This is a genomic window from Arthrobacter sp. JSM 101049 (genome assembly GCF_041679245.1).
Classification (GTDB): Bacteria; Actinomycetota; Actinomycetes; order Actinomycetales; family Micrococcaceae; genus Arthrobacter_H.
Map to the genome: position 1 here is coordinate 340,741 of NZ_JBGFFC010000002.1, position 20,925 is coordinate 361,665.

The following is a 20,925-nucleotide window of genomic DNA, read 5'->3' on the forward strand; positions in this document are numbered from 1 at the left end:
GAAGGAGGAGCCGGCGAAGGGGATTAAGCTGGAGGCATGTCGGCCGACTTCTTCACAACGTTGGACCCCGGTGACCGGATCGTGGTGCGGTACCGGCTGGACTCTTCCGCTTCCGGGGCGGGCCACGAAGCCTCCGGCGCGGCGTCGGAAGGCCCGCGCCTCAGCGACGCGATCGGCCATTTCCTCGCACTCGAGGACGGAGTGCTCACCGTGGAGACGCGTTCGGGGATGGTCGCCATCCAGCGGGCGGACGTCACCCATGCCAAACGCGTGCCTCCTGCACCACAGCGTCGACGGTCCCGGCACGGCTAGTCGGGTTCGCCGTCGTGCTCCTGCTCGGCGGGAAGCTCCCGCAAGCGCGGCAGCGGCGAGAAGAGCAACGGGAGCACGCCAACCAGGCTGCCGGCCACTCCGATCCACAGGGTGGCGGTGATGCCCAGTGCCTCGCCGAGGAACCCTGCCAGCAGCGAGGCGATCGGCATGACGCCCCAGACGATGAAGCGGATGGAGGCGTTCATCCGCCCGAGCAACCGCGGCGGGCAGATCCGTTGGCGCATGCTGACCTGGATGATGTTGTAGATCAACACGCCGACCGTCATGACGAACATCGACGCGGCCAGCACGGCGAAGGAGGGCCGCAGCCCCCCAGCCAGGATCGACAACGGGAACCCGGCCATGCCGAGGGCGGTCAGGAGCGTACCCACCACGAGCGAGGGCCCCTCCCCCAGGTGGTTGCCGACCCACGGCGTCAGCGAGGCGGCGATGAGGCCGCCAACGGCCCCGGCGGAGTAGATGAACCCCAGCTCGACGGTGTTCAGGCTCAGGGTGCGCAGCGCCAGGATGGGAAGCAGCGTGAAGATGATGGTGCTGAAGAAGTTGATGATGCCGGTGGTCGCGGCCAGGGGGCCGATCAGCCGGTGGTGGAGTACATAGCCGAGCCCTTCGCGGATCTCGGCCGCCAGCCCCACCCCCGGTCGGCGCGTGGCGGGCCGCTCGTCGTCGCGGACCCTGCCCAGGCAGAGTGCGGAGACCAGGTAGCCGATGGCCTGCCCGACGAAGAGCAGTGGTGCCGCTATCACGACCAGGAGGCCGCCGCCGACCGCTGGCCCGGCGAGGCGCGAAACCTATCCGGTGGTTTCGAGCTTGGCGTTGGCCTCGGAAATCTGTTCGCGTTCGACCAATGAGGGGATGTAGGACTGGTACGAGACGTCGAAGAAGACGTTGGCGATGCCGATGACCGCGGCGATGACCCACAGGTGCCAGATCTGCAGGAGGTCCTGGTACCACAGCAGCGGGATGGCCAGCATGGCCGCCATCCGGACCACGTCGGCGCGGATCATGATGCGACGCTTGAAAAAGCGGTCCACCCATGCCCCGACCGGCAGCCCGACCACCAGGAAGGCCACCGTATTGGCGGCGTTCAGCACCCCGACTTCCCATTCGTCGGCCTGCAGGAGCGAGACCGCCAGGACGGGCATGGCGACAGCACCGAGTTGCGCCCCGAACTGGCTCAGCGTCTGGCCCAGCCAGAACACCAGGAAGTTCAAATCCCTGCGAAGGGGCGCAGGTGACGGTAATGGAGGTTGGTTGTGCGACGGCATGGTCCCCCCATTGACCCGTTGCGTACCGTCTGGAGCCGATTGAGACTGAGGCCCAGAAGAGGTCATGAAACCCTGCTATGTGATTTGATGATGTCAATCAGTAACGAAATTTATCGTATGCTGAACATATGGCATCAGATGACGAGCTGCAAGCACGCGCGCGGGCGCTGAGTTCGCCCATCCGTCTTCGGATCCTGCGTTTATGTCTGCACAAGTCACGCACGAACAAGGAAATTGCGGACCTTCTGGACATCAATCCGGCCACATCATTGCACCATGTCCGCACGCTTCTCGGCACCGGTTTCCTCGAAGCGGAGGAACCCCGGCGGGGCAAACGGGGCGCCAAGGAGGTGCCGTACCGCAGCACCCGCATGTCGTGGGGCACCAAGTTGCCCGATGCGGCGCCGGTGCTGCTGGAGACGTTCCTGCAGGAAATCAACGGCCTGGCCCCGGACGAGATCCAGGTGATGCGGGTCGGGCTGAAGCTGACGGAGGCCGACCAGCGCGAACTGCTTTCGCGCATCAAGGACGTCATCTCCGATTACGCCCTGCGTCCGGCGGACGAGGACGGCGTGGCCACCTCGCTGTTCGTTGCCCATCATTTGGACCAGACGGCCAACTGAGCGGCCCCGTCCTCGCCCGTTTTCATCGGGCCTGGCCCCTGGCGCCCCGTCACGTGCGGGGCAAGCGCTTCAGCGGCTGGTTCCGCGGGCCCGCAGGCCGCCGGCAGTGACCAGCAGGGCCACGATCGTCGAGGCGGCGATCCCATAGGTCCACAGGGTCCCGGCGAGTGAGGGGCCCGGGAGCGCGTCGTGGTTGGACCAACCGATCAACAGGTGGTTGTGCACGTCAAGGCCCGTCCAGGCGACCAGCGCATAGGTGACGACGCCGCACGCCGCTGCCGCCCAGATGCGCTCCGTGTACAGTCCTGCAACGACCGCCAGCGCCCCGGCCATGATCAACGCCAGAACGGCGCCCCACGGCAGGGGGGTCTCGCCCACATAGGTGACCTGTGCCTGCAGGATGGTGCCGAACACGGCCGCCAGCACCCCCGTCACGATGGCGACGAGGGTGCCAACGACCACCGGGATGGCCCGGTTGCCGGAATTGCTAGGCGCGGGCACGGGAGCGGGCGGCCTTACCGCGCTCGCTGGCGTTCAGGATCACCTTGCGGATGCGGATGGCTTCCGGGGTGACCTCGACGCACTCGTCCTCGCGGGCGAACTCCAGCGACTCCTCGAGCGTCAAGGTCCGCGGCGGGGTGAGGTTCTCGAAGGAGTCGGAGGAAGCGGCACGCATGTTGGTGAGCTTCTTTTCCTTCGTGATGTTCACGTCCATGTCGTCTGCGCGCGAGTTCTCGCCGACGATCATGCCCTCGTAGACCTCCGAGGTCGGCTGGACGAAGAAGCTTCCGCGTTCCTGGAGATTGATCATCGCGAACGGCGTCACCACTCCGGCACGGTCGGCGATCATCGAGCCGTTGGTGCGGTATTCGATGTCACCGGCCCACGGCTCGTAGCCGTCGGCGATGGAAGCGGCGATGCCGGCACCGCGGGTGTCGGTGAGGAAGCGCGTGCGGAAGCCAATCAGCCCGCGGGCGGGAACGGTAAATTCCATGCGGACCCAGCCGGTGCCGTGGTTGGCCATGTTGACCATGCGTCCCTTGCGGGCGGCCAAGAGCTGGGTGACGTTGCCCAGGTATTCCTCGGGCACATCGATCGTCATCAGTTCCATCGGTTCGTGGACCTTGCCGTCGATGGTCCGGGTGACGACCTGCGGCTTGCCGACGGTCAGTTCGAATCCCTCGCGGCGCATCTGCTCGACGAGGATCGCCAGTGCCAGCTCGCCGCGGCCCTGGACCTCCCAGGCGTCGGGGCGCTCGGTCGGCAGGACCTTGAGCGAGACGTTGCCGACGAGCTCCTTGTCGAGGCGGTCCTTGACCTGGCGTGCGGTGACCTTGGCGCCCTTGACCTTGCCGGCCAGCGGGGCGGTGTTAATGCCGATGGTCATGGAGATGGCGGGGTCGTCGACGGTGATCAGCGGCAGTGGCTTCGGGTTCTCCACGTCGGTCAGCGTTTCGCCGATCATGATGTCCTCGATGCCGGCCACGGCGACGATCTCCCCCGGCCCGGCTTCTTCGGCAGGGACACGGCTGAGGCCCTTGGTGGCCAGCAGCTCGGTGATCTTCACGGTCTTCAGCTGGCCGTCCTGACGCGCCCAGGCGACCTGCTGTCCCTTGCGGAGGGTCCCGTTGACGATGCGCAGCAGGGCCAGACGGCCGAGGAACGGCGAGGCGTCGAGGTTGGTGACGTGGGCCTGCAGGACCTCGTCGGGCGTGTAGGCGGGGGCCGGGACGTGTTCCATGATGGTGGCGAACAGCGGCTCGAGGTCGTCGCTGTCAGGCAGTGCGCCGTCGGCGGGCTGGTTCTTCGAGGCGCGGCCGGCCTTTCCGGAGGCGTAGACGACCGGAACGTTCAGGACCGAATCCAGGTCCAAATCCGGGACCTCGTCGGAGAGGTCGGAGGCCAGGCCCAGAAGCAGGTCCATGGAGTCGGAGACGACGCCGTCGATGCGGGCGTCGGGGCGGTCGGTCTTGTTGACGACCAGGACCACGGGGAGCTTGGCGGTCAGCGCCTTGCGCAGCACGAAGCGCGTCTGCGGCAGCGGACCCTCGGAGGCGTCGACGAGGAGCACCACGCCGTCGACCATGGACAGGCCGCGCTCGACCTCGCCGCCGAAGTCGGCGTGCCCGGGGGTGTCGATGACGTTGATGGTGACGTCGTGGCCGTTTGCAGCGGGTCCGGAGTAGAACACTGTGGTGTTCTTGGCCAGGATCGTGATGCCCTTTTCGCGTTCGAGTTCGCCGGTGTCCATGACGCGCTCTTCGGTGTCGCCGTGCGTTGAGAAGGCACCGGTCTGCGACAACATGGCATCCACCAATGTCGTCTTCCCGTGGTCGACGTGGGCGACGATGGCGACGTTGCGAAGATCTTTGCGCGTTGCGCTAGTGGTTTCCGGGGAAAGATCTGACATGCGTTAGGGCTCGCTTCAAGTTGATGTTTTTGGGGTCGGTGACGTGGGGCCACGGCTGACCCAAGAGACCAGTCTAGACCGTGATGAAAAATAGCCCCAACCGGATGGGCCGCCGCCCCTCGCTCCCAGCGCACGCATGTCTGCATACCAGCGCGTTCACCGCTGCCCCCGGAGAGGCACATCACATGCGGGTCGGCCCCGGGCACGCTGGTCCCCGGCGTCCCGGCCGCCGGGCGGACCCGGCCGCCGGGCGGATCCGGGCGCGGCAAGGTCCGGGAGTGGGGGCACTCGCCCCGGCATCACCTGGCCGCGGGTCAGGAAGCCTCCGTGTCCGCCAGCAACCGTGCACGCAGCTCACGACGCTCGCGTTGTGCATCGGGATCGGGAACCGGGACGGCTGCCATGAGACGTTGCGTGTAGTGGTCCTTCGGGCGCCGCAGGATGTCGTCGCGGCTGCCCTGTTCGACGATCTGCCCGTTGCGCATCACCACGATGTGGTCGGAGAGCACGTCGATGACCCCCAGGTCATGGGTGACGAACAGGCAGGCGAAGCCCATCTCGGCCTGCAGGTTCTGGAACAGGTCCAGCACCTTGGCCTGCACGGAGACGTCCAATGCGGAGGTGGGTTCGTCCGCGACCATGAGCTGGGGCTCCAACGACAGGGCCCTGGCGATGCCGACGCGCTGCTTCTGCCCGCCGGAGAGCTCGTGGGGGTAGCGGTTGCGGTAGTTGCGCGGCAGCTCGACCTGGTCCAGCAATGTCTCGATCTTCTTCTGCAGCGCGGCCCCCTTGGCCACCTTGGCCAGGAACATCGGTTCGCCGATGGACTCGCCGATGGGAAGACGGGGGTTCAACGAGCTCGACGGGTCCTGGAAGACCATGCCGATTTGCCGACGGACATTGAAGAGTTCCTTGGACGTCGGCTTGAGTCCGAAGAGCTCGGTTCCGTTGACCTTCAGCGAACCTTCGGCCACGGGCAGCAGGCCCACGGCGGCTCGGCCAATGGTGGTCTTACCGGATCCCGATTCCCCGACCAGGCCGACGACCTGCCCCTGGTGGACGGTCAGGTTCGCATCTTCGACTGCACGGAAGGCCGGCACCCGCCCCTGCTTCGGGTACTCGATGGCCACGTCCTTGAGCTCAAGGACCAGCTTGCGTTCGTCGCGCATCGCCATTCGACGGCTGGCTTCCTCGGCTTCGGCCTCGAGTGCGCGTTCGCGGATTTCGAGGGTCTCGTCATCGACCGAATCGAGGTCGACTCCGGTTGCAGCGGCGACGGCCGCCGAAACGTCCACGCCGGATTCCTGGTCGTCTCCGGTGCCGAGTTTCGGCACGGCTGCCAGGAGGGCCTGGGTGTAGGGGTGCTTTGGTTCGTTGAAGATCTCCCGGGCGGTCCCGTGCTCGACGATCCGTCCCTGCCGCATGACCGCGATGCGATCCGAGAGGTCGGCAACGACCCCCATGTCGTGTGTGATGAGCACGATGGCGGAGTTCAGCTTGTTGCGCAAGTTGCGCATCAGGTCCAGGATCTCCGCCTGGACGGTCACGTCCAGGGCCGTGGTCGGTTCGTCGGCGATGAGCAGCTTGGGGTCGCACGAGAGCGACTGGGCAATCATGGCGCGCTGGCGTTGGCCGCCGGAGAGCTGGTGGGGGTAGGACTTGAACGCCTTAGCGGGGTCCGGGAGCTCGACGAGTTCGAGCATCTCCAGTGCCCGCTTCTCGGCCTGCGCCGGGGAGATGGGGTTGTGCAAGCGCAGCGTCTCCATGATCTGGAATCCGACCGTGTAGACGGGGTTCAAGGCGGTCATCGGCTCCTGGAAGATGACCGCGACGTCGTTGCCGCGAACCTGTCGCATCTTGGAGTCCGACAGCCCCAGTATCGATTTCCCATTAAGCCTGACCTCGCCCCGGACGCGGCTGTTGGACGGCAGCAGGCCCAGCAGTGCCATGGAACTGGCGGATTTCCCGGATCCGGACTCGCCGACGATCGCCAGGACCTCGCCGGCATTGACGTAGTAGCTGAGGTCGATGGCAGCGGGGACCCATTCCTTGTCGACGCCGAAATCCACCGAGAGGTTGTTGACCTCCAGGACGGGCTGGTTTCCGCCTGGCATGGCATCCGTTTCGGGGAGGTTCTTCTTGCTCATCTGGTTCTCATTTCCTTCCGGCGGTGAGCTCGGGCAGGCGGCGGCCGGCGACGCTTGTGGCGTCGATTACTTCACGGCCGCCAATCCTGAAACTATGGGGGTTATGACTTCTGCACCTCAGACTTCCCGGGACTACTCGTTCAGCCCGCGCGGTCCGCGCATCCTGGCCGTGGTCCTGGTCGTCCTCGCTGCTATCGGCGCGGTGGCCATCCTGGTGACCGGCGGCCTGCACTCCTGGCCGGCATGCCTGCCACTGGTTGTGGTCGGCTATGTGGCGTGGCTGATGTTCTGGCTGCCCCGGGTGGACATCCACGACGAGGGCGTTACGCTGGTCAATCCCCTGCAGACCCTGCTCGTTCCGTGGTCCGCGATCATCCTGGTGGACACCAAATACGCCATGACGCTGGTGACGCCCAAGCGTCGATACGCTGCGTGGGCGGCACCGGCCCCAGGGGTGGTGACGGCGCTGCGCGACGCCCGCCGGTCGGCAAAGTCCGAAAGTCGCGACAGCTCCGGTACCCGCTACAAGAGCATCCGGCCCGGGGACCAGCGCAGCAGCGATTCGGGCGTCGTGGCCTCGGTCGTGCGCGGGCGGTTGGAACGCCTGGCCGAAACCGGCGCCCTGGACGTCGAGGCGACGGAGAACGCCAAGGCGAAGCGGAATGTTCACTGGCTCCATATCGGTATCCTCCTTGCCCTTCTGGCCTTGAGCCTTTCGCTGCCTGCGGTCCTGGTCTGATCCCAGCCCGGGGTGGCTTCGGCCCCGCCCGGGCCGCTCAGGCACGATGTGACGGGCCCTCGCCCGGGCTGCCATCGTCGTCCGTGCGGTCGACTTCGCCGTTGGTACGTTCGGCGATCGCCGCTGCTGATGCCGAGTCCGCAACCGTCGAGCCGTGGAGTCCGCGGTCCTTGGCCTTCTTGGCGTTGAACTTCTTCTGCCGCGGATCGTAGGCGTCGCGCAATCCATCCCCGATGAAGTTGATGGACAAGCAGATCGCCACGATGAACAGGCCCGGGAACCAGAACAACCACGGCCGGGTGCTGAAGGCCTCCTGGTTATCGGAGATCAGCGATCCCAGCGAGACGTCCGGCGGCCGGACGCCGAGCCCGAGGAACGACAGGGCCGTTTCCAGGAGGATGGCTGAGGCCATCAACAAGGTGACGTTGACGATGATGGTGCCCACGGCGTTGGGCAGGATGTGCTTGAACATGATGCGGGTGTTCGAGGCCCCCGCGATGTGTGCGGCATCGACGAATTCGCGTTCGCGCAGTGTGAGGAACTCACCGCGGACCAGTCGGGACAGACCCGTCCAGATGATGACGCCGATGAACAGCCCCAGGACGATGGTGGCCATGTTGCCGCTGACGCTGGTGCCGGCGATGCGCCCGAGGACCGCAGCCAGGATCAGCAGGGGGATGATGATGATGATGTCCACGATGCGCATGAGGACCGCTTCGATCCAGCCGCGGAAGTAGCCGGAAACGGCGCCGACGACGACGCCGATGAATCCTCCGACCGCACCGATCACGAACATGATGATGATCGACTGCTGTGTCCCGCGCATGGTCATCGCAAAGTAGTCGCGACCGATGCGGTCCTGTCCGAAGGGGTGGTCACCCCAGTTGAACAGGTTCACGAATGTGGGGCGCCCGCCATTGACCTGGGTGGTGAACTGCTCGTAGTTGTAGTGCCACCACCCGGGGATGCCGATGAAGCCGATCGAGGTGAAGGCCAGCAGCGCGATCAGGACGAAGACGAAAATCGAGACGACGGCGGGCGTGTTGCCGATGAAGCGCTTGCGGACGATGGCGTTCTGGGACAGCCCCTTGACCTCGTCGGGGATGACCTCGGGGTCGAGGTCGTCTGGTTCGAGGTCCTCGGGGATCTGCCCGGAGGGGGTGGCTGGATTGGGCGTAGTCATGCTTTAACCCTTACGCGTGGATCGAGTACGGAATAGGCCAGGTCGGCGACCAGGTTGAATACCAGGGCCAGTAGGCCGGTGATCAGGAAGACGCCCATGACGGGGTTGGGGTCGGGGATCGGCAGCAGCGAGGCAACGAAGAGGTTGCCCATGCCGGTGAACGCGAACACGCGTTCGGTGATGACCGCACCGCCAATGAGGCCGCCGATGTCGAAGGCCACCAGCGTCGCGAGCGGGATCAGCGCATTCCGGAACGCATGGCGCATGACGACCGTCCGCTCGGACAGGCCCTTGGCGCGGGCCGTGCGGATGTAGTCCATCTGCATGATCTCGAGCATCGAGGCTCGGGAATACCGTGAGTAGCTGGCCAGGGATACCAGCAGCAGCGCGATGGTGGGCAGGAGCAGGTGGGTGAAGTTGTCCAGGTTGTGGATCCACCAGTTGCCCTCGAGGTTCGGCGTCGAGGACCCGATCGTCGCAATGGGGCGGCCGCGGATGCGGCCGTTGTTGAAGTAGTTGGGCCACTCGACCATGAAGCGGTCGAGCATGACCAGTCCGCCGACGAAAAAGGCGCTCAGCGCGGCGGCCCGCATGGACTGCCCCCGATCGAAGCCGCCCATGAGCCAGCCGACGGCGCAACCGACCAGGATGGTGACCACGGCCAGGCCAAGCATTCCCCAACCGGTGATGTTGCCGAACATGGGATTCAGGACGTAGTAGGCGATGAGCCCGACGGGCACCATGATCAGCGAGGAGTACAGTGCCTTGCGGTTCCGGACGCCGGCGGTCAGCTGGGTTGCCAGGTAGGCAACGCCGAGTCCGAAGACGACGATCAGGATCGGGCCGAGTCCGGGGTGGCTGAACCAGCCCGTCACGGACAGGGCAACCATGAGTCCGGCGGTCACGGCGGCCCCGATGACGAACCCGATACCGCGTTGGATGAAGTTCCCTCCCATGAAGAGCACGACAACGATGCCCATGCAGATCGCAGTGATGATCACGCTGGTCGGGCTGAAGACGGGATTCCTGAGGAAGTCGTTGAAGCCGATCGCCCCGAATTCCTTCAGCAGCACGGCCAGCCAGAAGATCGGCAGGGAGAAGAAGAGGAAGGCCATGAAGGTAACGGAGTAGTCCAGGGTGCTGTACTGGCGCAGCGCGGTGAGGATGCCCAGGGCGATGCCGATGACGATGGCGAGCACGGTTGCGGCCGTGATGAGCAGGATCGTCTGCCCCATGGCCCGTCCGAGCGCGTCGACGACGGGTTCCCCGTTGATGGCCAGCCCGAGATCGCACTTGCCCACGAAGGGCACCACGCACTGTGCTGCGCCCCCGAGCCACTTGAAATAACGCAGCGGCGGTGGGGTGCCCAGATCCAGCAAGGCAACCCGCTGCTGGATCAGTTGTTCCTTGTTCGGAGCATTACTCTGGCGCAGGTCCTGCAGCGGGTCGCCGGCGGCTGCCGTGAGCTGGTAGACGACGAACGAGGCGCCCAGAAGGATGAGCACGGCGGTGACGAGCCGCCGAATGATGTAGGTCACCATGAAAATTAGCCTCTTGTTAGAAGATCCCGGGGATCACCCGGCAGTACTTTCGCTGAAGTGTAGTTCACCTCACAGCACCCGGGAAGCAGGGAACTCCCAATCACTTCCAGTGGCCCCGTCAAGGAACAATGCGGATCGGAACGTGTCCGAACCAATCGGTCGCCGCCCATCCGCCGCGTTGATGGCTGGCGCAATGAAGCGCCGGGACCGCGAAGCTTGGTCCCGGCGCTTCAGGGCATCTACGTCCGGTTACCCGGTGTAGCTACTTCTTCAGGTTCCATTCCCAGAAGTTCCACCAGACACCGGTCTGGTTGGACATGTACTTCACGCCTTCGACATCCGAGGAGTGGGCCTCGACGCCGACCGACTGGAACAGCGGCAGGCCGTAGTAGGAATCCCAGATCAGCTTGTCGATCTTGATCTGGAGTTCGGTCTGCTTCGCAGGATCGGTCGTGACGATCAACTCGTCCATCAAGGCATCTGCTTCCTTGCTGGAGAAGTCGTTGAAGTTCGACGCCGAACCGGTTCCGAAGATCTGCGGCACGCCGGTCACGCCAACGCCCGAGGAGATCCACCCAAAGATGGTCGCGTCGTAGGTGCCCGTGCCCAGGGCGCCGCCCCACTCGGAGGCACCCAGGCCGCCGTCGACGACCTTGAATCCGGCCTTCTTGGCCGAGGCCGCGATGAGCGAGTAGGAATCCGAACGGTTCGGGTTGTCCTTGTTGTACATGATCCGGACCGTCGGCGTCTTGCCGTCCAGCAGCTTCTTAGCCGCATCGATGTCGGCGGCCTGGTAGTTGGCCGAGCCGTTGTTCTTGGCGGATTCCTCGTAGCCGTCGTTCGCGGGCACGAAGAGCTGGGAATCGAGCGGCTTGGCCTCGGGATCCAGCTTCTTGATGATCGTGTCGACGATCTGCTGGCGCGGAACGGTCTTCATGAACGCCTCGCGGACATCGGCGTCCTCGAACACACCGGTGTAATTCAGGTCGATGTGGTCGTAGGCCAGCTGCTCGCCCTTCTCGACGACGACCTGGTCGCCCAGGGCCTCGAGCTGCTCGAGCGTATCGGCGGAGGCCTGCGGGGCGATGATGTCCACCTCGCCGTTCTTCAGCGCCTGGACCTGTGCGGGGGACTCGCCGATGTAGCGGACGACGATCGAATCGACCTTCGGCATGGGTCCCCAGTTGTAGTCCTCGTTCCGGACCAGGGTCATGGACTGGTTCGGGACGATCTTGTCCACGATGAACGGGCCATTGGAAAGATACAGCGACTTGTCGGTCGGCAGCGACTTGGTGTCGTAGCCGGTATTCCAGAAGTCGGCAACCTTCTTCAGGTCGGCGTTGGGCTTGACCGGGTTCTCCGGATCGCCCTTGGGCAGCGTCGTGAGGAGCTTGGTCAGGTCCTCCTGGCTCATGCCCGCCTTCTCGGCGGCCACGTGCGCCGCAGTCAACACATCGAACGAGATCTCCCAGTCGGCGAACGGCTTGGAGTACGTCAGCGTGATCGAGCGGTTGTCGTCACCGATCTCCGGGACGTCGGTCAGCGCCAGGCCGGAGGTGTCGCCGGCGTAGTCGAAGTAGTTCGTGCCGCTGACGACTTCGCCGTCATCGTTGGCCTTTGCGTCGTTGAATCGTCCGGATTCAATGGCCCAGGCGAAGACCATGTCGTCGGCGTCGACGGCTTCACCGTCGGACCACTTGACACCTTCATTGATGGTGTACTTGACGGTGAGCGGGTCTTCCGAGAGGACCTCGTACTTGCCGAACTTCTCGTTCTTGACGACCTTGAGGTTGTTGTCGATGTAGTTGAAGCTCGAGTGGGTCGCGTAGGCAATCTTGGAGTTGATGTCCACGTTGCCCTTGGCGGTATCGTCGTTGAACGAGCTGAACGCGTTCACCTCGACGACGCGGACCTCGCCACCATTGCCGGCTTCTCCACTGCCGGCGGACGACGATTCATTGGTGCCCGTATTGGCAGCGCAAGCGCTCAATGCCAGGGCGGCGGTCGCGCCGATCGCGACAGCCTTGGAAATACGCGTGAAACGCATTCCGCCTCCTTGTGTTAGGTGTTCTCCAGCCGAGCTCTGCACTTGACTGTGACGATGCCACTGGCGCGTGGCCCGCCTCACATAGAGAAACCTTAGACTGCTGACCGCTCTCTTGGATATAAAAATCTCGCTTCAGAATCCGTCGTTATGGAGTCGCAACTTTAGGAGAGATCCATCACATTTTCCGCTCGTAGGTGTTGGCAGCCGTTTTTACCGCGCGAAATCAAGGATTTGCTTCACATTGACAAGTGTCAACTACTCGACACCGCCCCGGCAGGGATCTGGGCGAGGAATGTAATTTTTCCCAACCACTCCGGGCGTGTCTTCGGGGGGCCGCCCCGTCGTTGTCACACTGGCCGGGGTGGAACCGGCTCCAGGCACGAGTGTTACGCTGCGCCGCGCCCACGTCGTGAAGAGGAAGCTGGGCCCTGAGTCCCCCTCATTCCGGCTCGGTGGCGAGTGCTAGTCGGCGATGCGCAAGACGAGCTTTCCCCGTGCACTGCCATCTTGGCTGGCCGCGAAGGCCTCTGCGAGGTCCGCGAGGTCGAAGGTGCGGTCGATGTCGACCACGAGGCCGCCGTCGGCGACGCGGGCGAGCAATCCGGACAACCGCGGGCCGTCGGGCCGGACCCACAGCCAGCGCCCGCCGGAAGCGGTGACCGCCGGGTCGGCGATGGAGACGTGCCGGCCGTCGGGGCGCAGGACGGCCAGCGTCGTCTCCAGGACGCCGCCGGCGAAGTCCGCCACGGCGTCGAACCCGTCGGGGGCGATGTCCTGCAGCCGCTCCTCCAGCCCGTCGCCGTACACGACCGGCGTCGCGCCCAGGGCGGAGAGCTTCTCGTGGTTCCGGGCTGACGCGGTACCCACGACGTGGGCGCCGGTGCAGACGGCCAGCTGTGTGGCCATGGCCCCCACGCCTCCGGAGGCGCCATGGAGCAGGACCCGGTCGCCGGGCCGGACCTCGAGCGTCTCCATGCTGCGCAGTGCCGTCAGCCCCGTCAGCGGCAGTGCGGCGGCGACGTCGTCGGGGACGGCCTCGGGCACGCGGGCCACGTCGTTGGCGTAGACCGTCACGTACTCGGCGAAAGTCCCGGCCGCGACCACCTGCTTGCGGGCATAAGCGGCTACCCGCTCCCCCACGCTGAATTCGGGGGCATCGGGGCCGACCTCGTCGACAGTTCCCGCCACGTCCCACCCCGGGATCACGGGGAAGTGCGCATCCATCAGGCCGTCAAGGCCGCCGGACATCACCTTCCAGTCCACGGGATTGACCGAGGCGCGCGTGACGCGTATCCGCACCTCCCCCGGCCCGACCTTGGGGCGTGGCAGCTCCGTGAGCTCCAGGACGTCGTTTCCACCGTAGGTGCCGTAGGTCATCGCTCGCATGGTGACCGCAACCGCCGGTCGGCCTCGGTTATTCCGGAACCCTCCTGCCTTCAGGGCCGCGAAGGCTGGAAGTGCCGGCGGCATCTGGCCTGGTAGGCGTCGGCGCCGCCGATGTGTTCGGCCGTCGGCAGGAGCACGTCGCCGGCGGGCCCGGGGACCATCCGCTGGTGGAACGCCGCGTCGGCACCGCAGACCGTGCACACCGCTGTCAGCTTGGTGACGTCCTCCGCCAGGGCCATGAGCTCCGGCAGCGGTTCGAAGGGCCGGCCGTCCAGGGTCACCGACAACCCGGCCACGGCCACCGTCGTCCCCGCTGCCACAAGTGCCGTCACGACCGGGACGAGTCCTGGCCCGAAGAACTGCGCCTCGTCGATCGTCACCAGATCAAGGGATCGGGAGCCGGCGAGCGTAGCGATCGCCGTGGCCTCGGACAGGGCTCGCGAAGGGATGCTCAAGCCCGCATGGGAGGCGACCAGGTGGTGTCCGGTGCGCTCGTCGAGCGCGTGGTTGACGACCTCCAGAGCCAGGCCCGCCAGCCGGGCCCGGCGTACCCGTCGGAGCAGCTCCTCGGATTTGCCCGCGAACATCGGTCCGCTGATCACCTGGAGGCGGGCTTGCTGTCGGGTCGTCGCCCGGTGGACGGGTCCCCCGTCGGGCTCAGGCATGGGCTCCACGCAGACCCTCGAGCACCTGGCGCAGCCGCTGGGGTTCATCGTCCACCAACCTGATGCCCAGGTCGCGCACCAGGTCCACGGCTTGCCCGGCGGTGACCTGCTCGTGGAGCGTCGGATGCCCGGGGACCCGGACCGTCCGGGTGGCCTCGGTGATGGTGACGTGGCCGTCATCGGTGAAGCGAGAGGCGACCAGGTTGCGCAGGAATCGCCCGGATCCGGCTGCGGTGGACGTGATGAAGTGCCCGGTGCGCACGTCGACGGGCTGCACCGGAAGCATGTCGGTGAGATGCTGCAGGTCGCCGTCCCGGTACACGCCCCACAGCTCGGCCCCGTCGACGACCGAGCGACGCAGCTCGAAGACCCGGCCGCCCTCGTCGCGGCGCGCGCCGTCGTGCAGGGGAAGGGGGCCGCGGATGCTGAACCCGAAGCCGGGGTCCGAAAGGAAGCTGGCGCCCTCCACGTCGGCGACCACGGTCATGTGCGTCCGGGTGCCGTGCGGTGAGTGGACCCGGCCCAGGTGGCGGCGGACCCCGAAGCCGAGGTCCTCGAGGGCTGCGGCGAACAGCTGGGCGTGTTCGAAGCAGTACCCTCCCCGCCCGCGTTCGACGAGCTGGCGCTGCACCGCTGCGGGGGCCACCCCGGGGTGCGTGCCGAGCAACACGTCCACGTTGGCGAACGGGATGGTCCTCACGTGGGCCTGGTGCAGGGCTTCGAGCAACTCCAGCCCGGGATGCGCCCGGCTGATGCCCAGCAGCGTCAGGTAAGCATCGACGTCGAACTCCGACTGGTGCCATGATGCGCCGGTGAGGGCCCGGTCCTGCATGGTGCCGCCTCCTGATTGTGCTCGGATCCTGACGACACCTTATCCGCTCCCCCACCCGGCTCACCCGGTGCGGTCTGCGGCGCCGGTGCTGACGCGGCCCTCACGCGATGCGGGAGGGTTCCAGGTAGGTGCGCACGTCGGCGATCCGTGCGGTTCTGGCGGCGCCGGTGAAGCGGATCATGTGGCAGAAACCAACCCGCCGCCCGGTCGCGACCAAGGCACCGTCGCACGCGGCCATCCGGCCGTGCGTGAGCACGGACAGGAACTCCAACCGTTCCGGTGGGGACGACGGGACGGTCCGCAGGACGGCGTCGGGGCCTTGCAGCGTCTCGCCGCCCATCACGGTCCAGGTCACATGGTCGTCGAGCCAGGGGCGCACGGCGGCTGTCTCCCCCGCGGCCCATGCTGAGACCATGTCGGCCACGATCACGGCCCGCGGCGCGTTGCCGCATCCGGACGGCAGGATGACTTCCACGGTCCCCCTCGGGTGGTCGGAACGGCATCGCGGCCCGACGGGGCACACGCTACCGGCTTCCGCCCGTTCGGGGAACCTCCGTTCGGGGATCGCCGGGCCGGCCCGGGGCCTCCTACCGGGCGCCCGATCGCGGGACGGGACGGGGCACCGTGCCCTAGGGTGAAGGAATGCAGGTTCTCGAGCACGCGGCCCAGGTTCCCGACCCGCTGTCCCCCTATCGGGCCGTCGACCGGTCCCGCCTCCGGCACGAGTGCTGGGTCATGGGGCACATGGTCGCCGGCATCGACGGAACGGCCGCCGTCGGCGGGCGCGTCGGCTCCCTGTCCACCCAGTCCGACCAGTCGCTGTTCCGCGGCATGCGCGAACTGGCCGACATCGTGATGGTCGGTGCCGAAACGGTGCGCCTCGAGGGCTACGGTGCGGTCAGACTCCCCGAACAGGCCCGCGAACGGCGCCGGCGGCTTGGCCAGCCAGCGACCCCACCCGTCGCCGTGGTCAGCCGGACCCTGGAGTTCGACTGGTCCACGCCGGTCTTCGCCAACGCCCCGGCCCATGCCCCGACACACCTGATCACCTGCTCCGCCGCGAACCCGGAACGCGTCGCCGAGGCCGAACGCTTCGCCACGGTCATCGTCGCCGGCGAGGACCGCGTCGAGCCCGCCACGGCGATGCAGGCGCTGGCGGATCTGGGGCACCGCGTCGTGCTCTGCGAGGGCGGCCCCACCTGGCTCGGCGAACTCGTCGCCGCGGACCGCCTCGATGAGTTGTGCCTGTCGCTCTCGCCGATGATGGGCGGGGACCCGTTGCCGGTCTGCCTCACCCCGTCCGGCGCCGGGATCAGCGAATTTGCGCTGAAGGGAACCCTGGTGGAAGAGAACACGCTCTTCCTCCGCTACGAGAAGGACCGGCAAGAACGCCATGTCCATGCTTGACGGAACCTTCGGGACCTTGATGACGTCGGCCGACTCCGCCCTGGTCGTCGTCACGACCGTGGCCGAGGGGGAACGGGCTGGATGCGTCGTCGGCTTCCACACGCAGTCCAGCATCTCGCCCCAGCACTACTGCCTGTGGCTGTCGAAGGCCAACCACACCTATCGCGTGGGCCTGCGCGCCCGGCACTTCGCGGTCCACTTCCTCACCGCCGGGGACTCGGCGGTGGCGGAGGCCTTCGGCACCCGTTCCGGCGACGATACCGACAAGTTCTCCGGGGTCGAGATCGAGGACACTGTGCAGGGGGTACCCCTGCTCGCGGCCTGCCCGAACCGGTTCCTGCTGGAGCGGATCGCCATGCTCGACGACGGTGGTGACCACGTCTGCCTCACCGGCCGGGTCGACTCGTCCCAGTGCCGGGATTCCTTTACGCCCCTGCGCCTGTCCGACGCGGCGCACCTGACCCCTGGCCATGACAGCGAGGACCGGGCCATCCAGCCCTGATGTCCCGTCGGCCCGTCTACCGCCCGGGACCTGCGGTACACCGTCGCTGCGCTTCGCGCCGCTGCATCGACCGCACCTGGCTTTCGGGATCCCGCCCCATCGCGCACGACGGCGATCCGGTCACTTCTTGTTGTCGTGCTCCGTGTCGATCGTCGAGACAAGCGCCGCCTTCACGGTCAGCACCTTTTTGGTGAAGGAGGCATCGGCGTAGAACACGAAGTAGTCTCCCTCCTGCTTGTATCTGGCGGCTTCAACGACCCGCTGGTAGCCGCCGGTCTGGTCCTGTGAGCTGTTGATCGCGAATGTCGTCATGTGGAAGGTCCCTCGGTTCGTGCCCCGAGCCGGCTGCGGCCAGGTTGGCACGCCGGCCGGGAACGGCGGTCTGGTGTCCGCAGGCTACCACCGGCCAGCGCTGGCGCTCCCCCGCACGGCGCCCCCGGCCGCGGACGGCAGCGCGTGGTGCCGCTACCAGGCGCGGCCCCGCAGGTCCACGGTTCCGGCGGGCCACTCCGCGAAGACCCTGCCAACCGGCAACACCAGCAGGGGCTGGCCCGGTGCCTCCTCGACGGGGATACCGTCCCGCCCCACCAAGCGCTCGCGCGCCCGGACGCGATGCCATCCGCAGGATGCGTAGAACGGCACGACCTCCTCGCGGCATCCGAGGTATCCGAAGTCGATGCCGCCGGAATCCGCCATGGCTTGTGCGGCACGCCCCATGAGCCTGCTGCCCAGGCCCAGGCCGCGCCCCCGCTCGGCGATCAGCACGCCGCCGACACCCCCGATGGTCGTCGGCGTGCCGCCCACGTCGATGTCCCGACGGGCCCACCCCACGTGTGCGACGACGTCGTCGCCCGATCGCGCAACAACATGCTCCTGGTGCGGCGCGTAGCCGTATGGCTGGTCCGCGTCCCAGGGTCCGAAGCCGTCCAGGTACTCGCCGTCGAAAAACGTCCGCAGCGCGGCGAGGGCAGCCGGTCCGAGGACCCCGTGCCCGAGAACGTCGATCTGGATCATGTCCTCCATCCTGCCAGCGCGGCACCGGCCAGCGGCTACTCCTCGCGGGAGCACGTCGTCGGCCGACGGATACCCGACGCGGCTATGGTGGGTGAATGACTGGTGAACGCGTTCTCCAGATCGGGATGGACCCGGACGTCATCGACTTCTCCGCCTGGCCGGACCAGGACGCGGACACGCTGCGCCGCCGCATCGGCGAGGCGGAGGCATCGCTGCGGAGAGCCGGTTTCGAGGTCACTGCCTGCCTGCTGCACGACGACGCCGACGCTGCCGAATCGATGGTTGCGGCCTCCTTCGCACAGGAAGCCTTCGACGTCGTCGAAATCGGGGCCGGGCTCCGGACGTCCCGTGAGTACACCCTGGTCTTCGAGCGGGTCGTCAACCTGGTCTCGAGGCTCCAACCGGGGGTCCAGATCTGCTTCAACGATTCGCCCGAGACGACCCTGGACCCCGTCCTGCGCGGGATGGCGCGGTGAGGGCGAGGCCCGCCGCCTGATACGCGCCGAGTGCCAGACGCACCGGCATCACCCGAGCAGGCCGCCTCTTCCACGTATGGATCATCGGCTTCATGTGAGGCATGTCAGGATGGACCCATGAACGTCACGGTCCAAGAATGGGAAGCGTCCGTCGCCGATCTGTGGGAGCGCTTCGACTCGTTCGACCGCCGCGAGGGAGTCGCAGCGATGCGCGAATTGGCCGACGCCTGCCCCACGTCCGATGGCAGGGCCGCCTTCGAACTCGCCGGCATGTACGACTCGACGGGCTTCGAGCTCGAGGCCGGCTCAGAGTACGAGCGTGCTCTCCGGCTCGGGCTCGACGAAGCCCGGCATGCACAGCTCGCCGTTCAGTACGGCTCGACATTGCGCAATCTCGGCCGCCTCGATGAGGCGCTCGCCGTCCTGCGGGCAGCCCCCACCCATGAGTCGACCGGCTCCGCACCCCGCATCGTGTTGGCTCTCACCCTGCACAGCGCCGGACGCAAGGACGAAGCACTCCAGGTAGCCATCGAGGCGCACCTCGATGCGTTGCCCCGGTACCAGCGGTCTATGCGCAATTACGCCGCCGCGCTCACTGCGCCCGCGTCGTCAGGCGAAGCGACGACGCCGTAATCCAGCTTCCAACCGCGGTGGCAGAGTCACGAAGCGCTTGAGCGCACGGCTGCGGACGACGGGGCCGCCCTGGACAAACAGGGCGTGTCGCCGCATCCCCTGGAAGACCGCATATGTCGGCACTGGCCATGGATCGGCGGCCTGCAGCAGCCTTGCCGCTGCTGCCCGCGTCCGGTGTCGGAGCTCGTCGGGGTTGTCGATCAGCACTTCGCAGCCGAGGGCGGCAATAACCGGCCGTATCCAGTCGAGGTTGTCGGCATTGATCTCGACCCGATGCCAGGGTGGGATGCCCTCGCCCGTCCACCCTTCCTCGCTGTCCAGTTTTTCCAGCCGCGCCACACTGCGCGGTAGATGGGCCCGGATCCGGTCCTCGGTTGCGCGGATACGCAAGACGACCCGCCACCGATACTGCGCAGCAGCGAAGTGGTCAAGGAGGTGGCTTTCCACGTCCAGTTGCCGTGGCGCGGTGAAGGAGCCCGGTATTGTCCGAGCCGTCCGGATCCGATCGACGCGGAACGTACGTTCTTCTTGGATGTCCGTATCGAACGCGATGAGATACCACCCGTGTCGCTGCTCGGTGGCCACACCGCCGAGGCCCGCGCCAATCGCAGTATCATGTTGGACTTCCTCGTCGACGACGTCGACGGCACCTACAAGTCTCTCCAGGATGTCATCGACGGGTTCGTCAACGCACCGACCGACCTGCCTGGGGTAATCGGTCACTGCTCGACAGGGATCCGGATGGCAATCTGACCAACTTCTTCACCCCGATCGAAGAAGCGGCCCGGGCTCGATTCCCCGACGAAGCCGCGGAGGGAAAGCCCCGGGGCGCCGGTCCCCGGTGAGCGGGCCAGACCGGGTGGGCCAGCGGTCAGCGTCCCCGACCTGACGACGACGACACCCGGCGCTGTCGATGCGGCCGCGTTCGTCGAGGACGGGCAGGTCGGGCCCTTCATGCACTTCGTCAACAGAACGCTCGGACGACCGGATGGTTAGGCTGGCTGGATGGCGACAGTTATCCTCGTGCGGCACGGCCGCACCACAGCGAATGCCACCGGGCTGCTGGCTGGCAGGGCCGACGGAGTCAGCCTGGACCAGGTCGGGCGCGACCAAGCGGCCCTGACCGGAGACAGGCTTGCGGTCGTTCCCCTCGTCGGCGTGGTGTCGAGTCCTCTGGAGCGTTGTCGGGAAACAGCGCAATTCATCCTCGATCGACAGACGGGTACACCGAAGGCTCCGGTCGATCCCGACATCAACGAGTGCGATTACGGCCAGTGGCAGGGCCGGACGCTCAGCGAGCTCGCCAAGGAGGACATGTGGCCGATGGTGCAGTCGCAACCCTCCGCCGTCGTCTTTCCCGGCGGTGAATCCATGGCCACGATGCAGGCACGGGCAGTGGCAGCGATCCGCCGCCACGACGCGGCCTTCGAATCCGAGTACGGTCCAGGGGCCGTGTGGGTAGCGGTCAGCCACGGGGACGTCATCAAGTCGATCCTCGCCGACGCGCTCGGCATGCATCTCGACCTGTTCCAGCGCATCACCGTGGGTCCCGCCTCCGCATCGATCGTGCACTACGGCGCGGGCAGGCCGAGCGTCCATGCGACCAACACTGACGCAGGCGATCTGTCATGGGTGTCGAAAGGCCTTCAAGCCGGCGATGCGCCGGTGGGCGGCGGGGCAGGGCATAAGGCGCCATGAACCACTTGCGCCTAGAATACT

The 20,925-nt window shown here is 66.6% G+C and carries 21 protein-coding genes and 1 pseudogene; 8 read left to right on the forward strand and 14 right to left on the reverse strand.

Features of this window, described 5'->3' with window-relative positions; translation table 11 throughout:
- The first annotated feature begins 36 nt into the window (after positions 1–36).
- A complete protein-coding gene (locus AB8M85_RS06685; protein ID WP_372697999.1) occupies positions 37–312 on the forward strand; it encodes a hypothetical protein in 276 nt (91 codons plus the stop codon).
- Here the strand turns inward: AB8M85_RS06685 and AB8M85_RS06690 are convergent.
- Positions 309–1,667: pseudogene (locus AB8M85_RS06690) on the reverse strand (MFS transporter). The gene AB8M85_RS06685 and the pseudogene AB8M85_RS06690 sit on opposite strands and share 4 nt — an antisense overlap.
- Positions 1,668–1,729: 62 nt before the next feature.
- On the opposite strand from AB8M85_RS06690, the gene AB8M85_RS06695 reads away from it, so the two are divergent.
- Positions 1,730–2,224 carry an ArsR/SmtB family transcription factor gene (locus AB8M85_RS06695; protein ID WP_372698000.1) on the forward strand — a complete coding sequence of 165 codons (495 nt, stop codon included), beginning with the start codon at positions 1,730–1,732 and terminating at the stop codon, positions 2,222–2,224.
- Positions 2,225–2,293: 69 nt separating this feature from the next.
- Here AB8M85_RS06695 and AB8M85_RS06700 read toward each other — a convergent pair whose 3' ends face one another.
- From AB8M85_RS06700 to AB8M85_RS06710, 3 genes are all read right to left on the reverse strand, one after another.
- Complete coding sequence (locus AB8M85_RS06700) at positions 2,294–2,725, reverse strand: hypothetical protein (RefSeq protein WP_372698001.1); 432 nt, start codon at positions 2,723–2,725, stop codon at positions 2,294–2,296.
- Complete coding sequence (gene typA / locus AB8M85_RS06705; RefSeq protein ID WP_372698002.1) at positions 2,712–4,634, reverse strand: translational GTPase TypA; 1,923 nt, start codon at positions 4,632–4,634, stop codon at positions 2,712–2,714. Before typA ends, AB8M85_RS06700 begins: the two co-directional genes overlap by 14 nt.
- A gap of 314 nt (positions 4,635–4,948) precedes the next feature.
- Complete coding sequence (locus AB8M85_RS06710; protein ID WP_372698003.1) at positions 4,949–6,781, reverse strand: ABC transporter ATP-binding protein; 1,833 nt, start codon at positions 6,779–6,781, stop codon at positions 4,949–4,951.
- A 103-nt stretch (positions 6,782–6,884) separates the two neighbouring features.
- On the opposite strand from AB8M85_RS06710, the gene AB8M85_RS06715 reads away from it, so the two are divergent.
- Positions 6,885–7,520 (forward strand): PH domain-containing protein, encoded by a 636-nt coding sequence (locus AB8M85_RS06715; protein WP_372698004.1) that lies wholly within the window; start codon positions 6,885–6,887, stop codon positions 7,518–7,520.
- A gap of 37 nt (positions 7,521–7,557) precedes the next feature.
- Here AB8M85_RS06715 and AB8M85_RS06720 read toward each other — a convergent pair whose 3' ends face one another.
- From AB8M85_RS06720 to AB8M85_RS06750, 7 genes are all read right to left on the reverse strand, one after another.
- Positions 7,558–8,703 (reverse strand): ABC transporter permease, encoded by a 1,146-nt coding sequence (locus tag AB8M85_RS06720; RefSeq protein ID WP_372698005.1) that lies wholly within the window; start codon positions 8,701–8,703, stop codon positions 7,558–7,560.
- Complete coding sequence (locus AB8M85_RS06725; RefSeq protein ID WP_372698006.1) at positions 8,700–10,244, reverse strand: ABC transporter permease subunit; 1,545 nt, start codon at positions 10,242–10,244, stop codon at positions 8,700–8,702. The genes AB8M85_RS06720 and AB8M85_RS06725 overlap by 4 nt, the downstream gene beginning before the upstream one ends.
- A gap of 262 nt (positions 10,245–10,506) precedes the next feature.
- Positions 10,507–12,291: an ABC transporter family substrate-binding protein gene (locus AB8M85_RS06730; RefSeq protein WP_372698007.1), complete on the reverse strand. Its 1,785-nt coding sequence runs from the start codon at positions 12,289–12,291 to the stop codon at positions 10,507–10,509.
- A gap of 462 nt (positions 12,292–12,753) precedes the next feature.
- Positions 12,754–13,677 (reverse strand): NADP-dependent oxidoreductase, encoded by a 924-nt coding sequence (locus tag AB8M85_RS06735; RefSeq protein ID WP_372698008.1) that lies wholly within the window; start codon positions 13,675–13,677, stop codon positions 12,754–12,756.
- 50 nt (positions 13,678–13,727) lie between these two features.
- Positions 13,728–14,342, reverse strand: coding sequence for a thymidine kinase (locus AB8M85_RS06740; protein WP_372698009.1), 615 nt, complete (start codon positions 14,340–14,342; stop codon positions 13,728–13,730).
- Complete coding sequence (locus AB8M85_RS06745; protein WP_372698010.1) at positions 14,335–15,174, reverse strand: arylamine N-acetyltransferase; 840 nt, start codon at positions 15,172–15,174, stop codon at positions 14,335–14,337. The genes AB8M85_RS06740 and AB8M85_RS06745 overlap by 8 nt, the downstream gene beginning before the upstream one ends.
- 100 nt (positions 15,175–15,274) lie before the next feature.
- Positions 15,275–15,649, reverse strand: a complete 375-nt coding sequence (locus tag AB8M85_RS06750) for a nuclear transport factor 2 family protein (protein ID WP_372698011.1) — start codon at positions 15,647–15,649, stop codon at positions 15,275–15,277.
- Between the two features lie 167 nt (positions 15,650–15,816).
- Here AB8M85_RS06750 and AB8M85_RS06755 point away from each other — a divergent pair, with 167 nt between their 5' ends.
- The gene (locus tag AB8M85_RS06755) at positions 15,817–16,581 is read left to right on the forward strand and encodes a pyrimidine reductase family protein (protein ID WP_372698012.1); all 765 of its coding nucleotides are present in this window, start codon (positions 15,817–15,819) and stop codon (positions 16,579–16,581) included.
- Positions 16,574–17,083 carry a flavin reductase family protein gene (locus tag AB8M85_RS06760; RefSeq protein ID WP_372698013.1) on the forward strand — a complete coding sequence of 170 codons (510 nt, stop codon included), beginning with the start codon at positions 16,574–16,576 and terminating at the stop codon, positions 17,081–17,083. Before AB8M85_RS06755 ends, AB8M85_RS06760 begins: the two co-directional genes overlap by 8 nt.
- Before the next feature lie 120 nt (positions 17,084–17,203).
- On the opposite strand, the gene AB8M85_RS06765 is transcribed toward AB8M85_RS06760, so the two are convergent.
- Both AB8M85_RS06765 and AB8M85_RS06770 read right to left on the reverse strand, forming a co-directional pair.
- On the reverse strand, positions 17,204–17,395 hold the full coding sequence (locus AB8M85_RS06765; protein WP_372698014.1) for a hypothetical protein: 192 nt from the start codon (positions 17,393–17,395) through the stop codon (positions 17,204–17,206).
- 153 nt (positions 17,396–17,548) lie between these two features.
- Positions 17,549–18,097, reverse strand: coding sequence for a GNAT family N-acetyltransferase (locus tag AB8M85_RS06770; RefSeq protein WP_372698015.1), 549 nt, complete (start codon positions 18,095–18,097; stop codon positions 17,549–17,551).
- 95 nt (positions 18,098–18,192) lie between these two features.
- Here AB8M85_RS06770 and AB8M85_RS06775 point away from each other — a divergent pair, with 95 nt between their 5' ends.
- Positions 18,193–18,573 carry a hypothetical protein gene (locus AB8M85_RS06775; RefSeq protein WP_372698016.1) on the forward strand — a complete coding sequence of 127 codons (381 nt, stop codon included), beginning with the start codon at positions 18,193–18,195 and terminating at the stop codon, positions 18,571–18,573.
- Between the two features lie 117 nt (positions 18,574–18,690).
- Positions 18,691–19,206, forward strand: a complete 516-nt coding sequence (locus tag AB8M85_RS06780) for a tetratricopeptide repeat protein (protein ID WP_372698017.1) — start codon at positions 18,691–18,693, stop codon at positions 19,204–19,206.
- Here the strand turns inward: AB8M85_RS06780 and AB8M85_RS06785 are convergent.
- The gene (locus tag AB8M85_RS06785) at positions 19,183–19,929 is read right to left on the reverse strand and encodes a WYL domain-containing protein (RefSeq protein WP_372698018.1); all 747 of its coding nucleotides are present in this window, start codon (positions 19,927–19,929) and stop codon (positions 19,183–19,185) included. The genes AB8M85_RS06780 and AB8M85_RS06785 overlap by 24 nt on opposite strands.
- A 282-nt stretch (positions 19,930–20,211) precedes the next feature.
- Here AB8M85_RS06785 and AB8M85_RS06790 point away from each other — a divergent pair, with 282 nt between their 5' ends.
- Positions 20,212–20,904: a histidine phosphatase family protein gene (locus tag AB8M85_RS06790; RefSeq protein ID WP_372698019.1), complete on the forward strand. Its 693-nt coding sequence runs from the start codon at positions 20,212–20,214 to the stop codon at positions 20,902–20,904.
- The last annotated feature ends 21 nt before the right edge of the window (positions 20,905–20,925 follow it).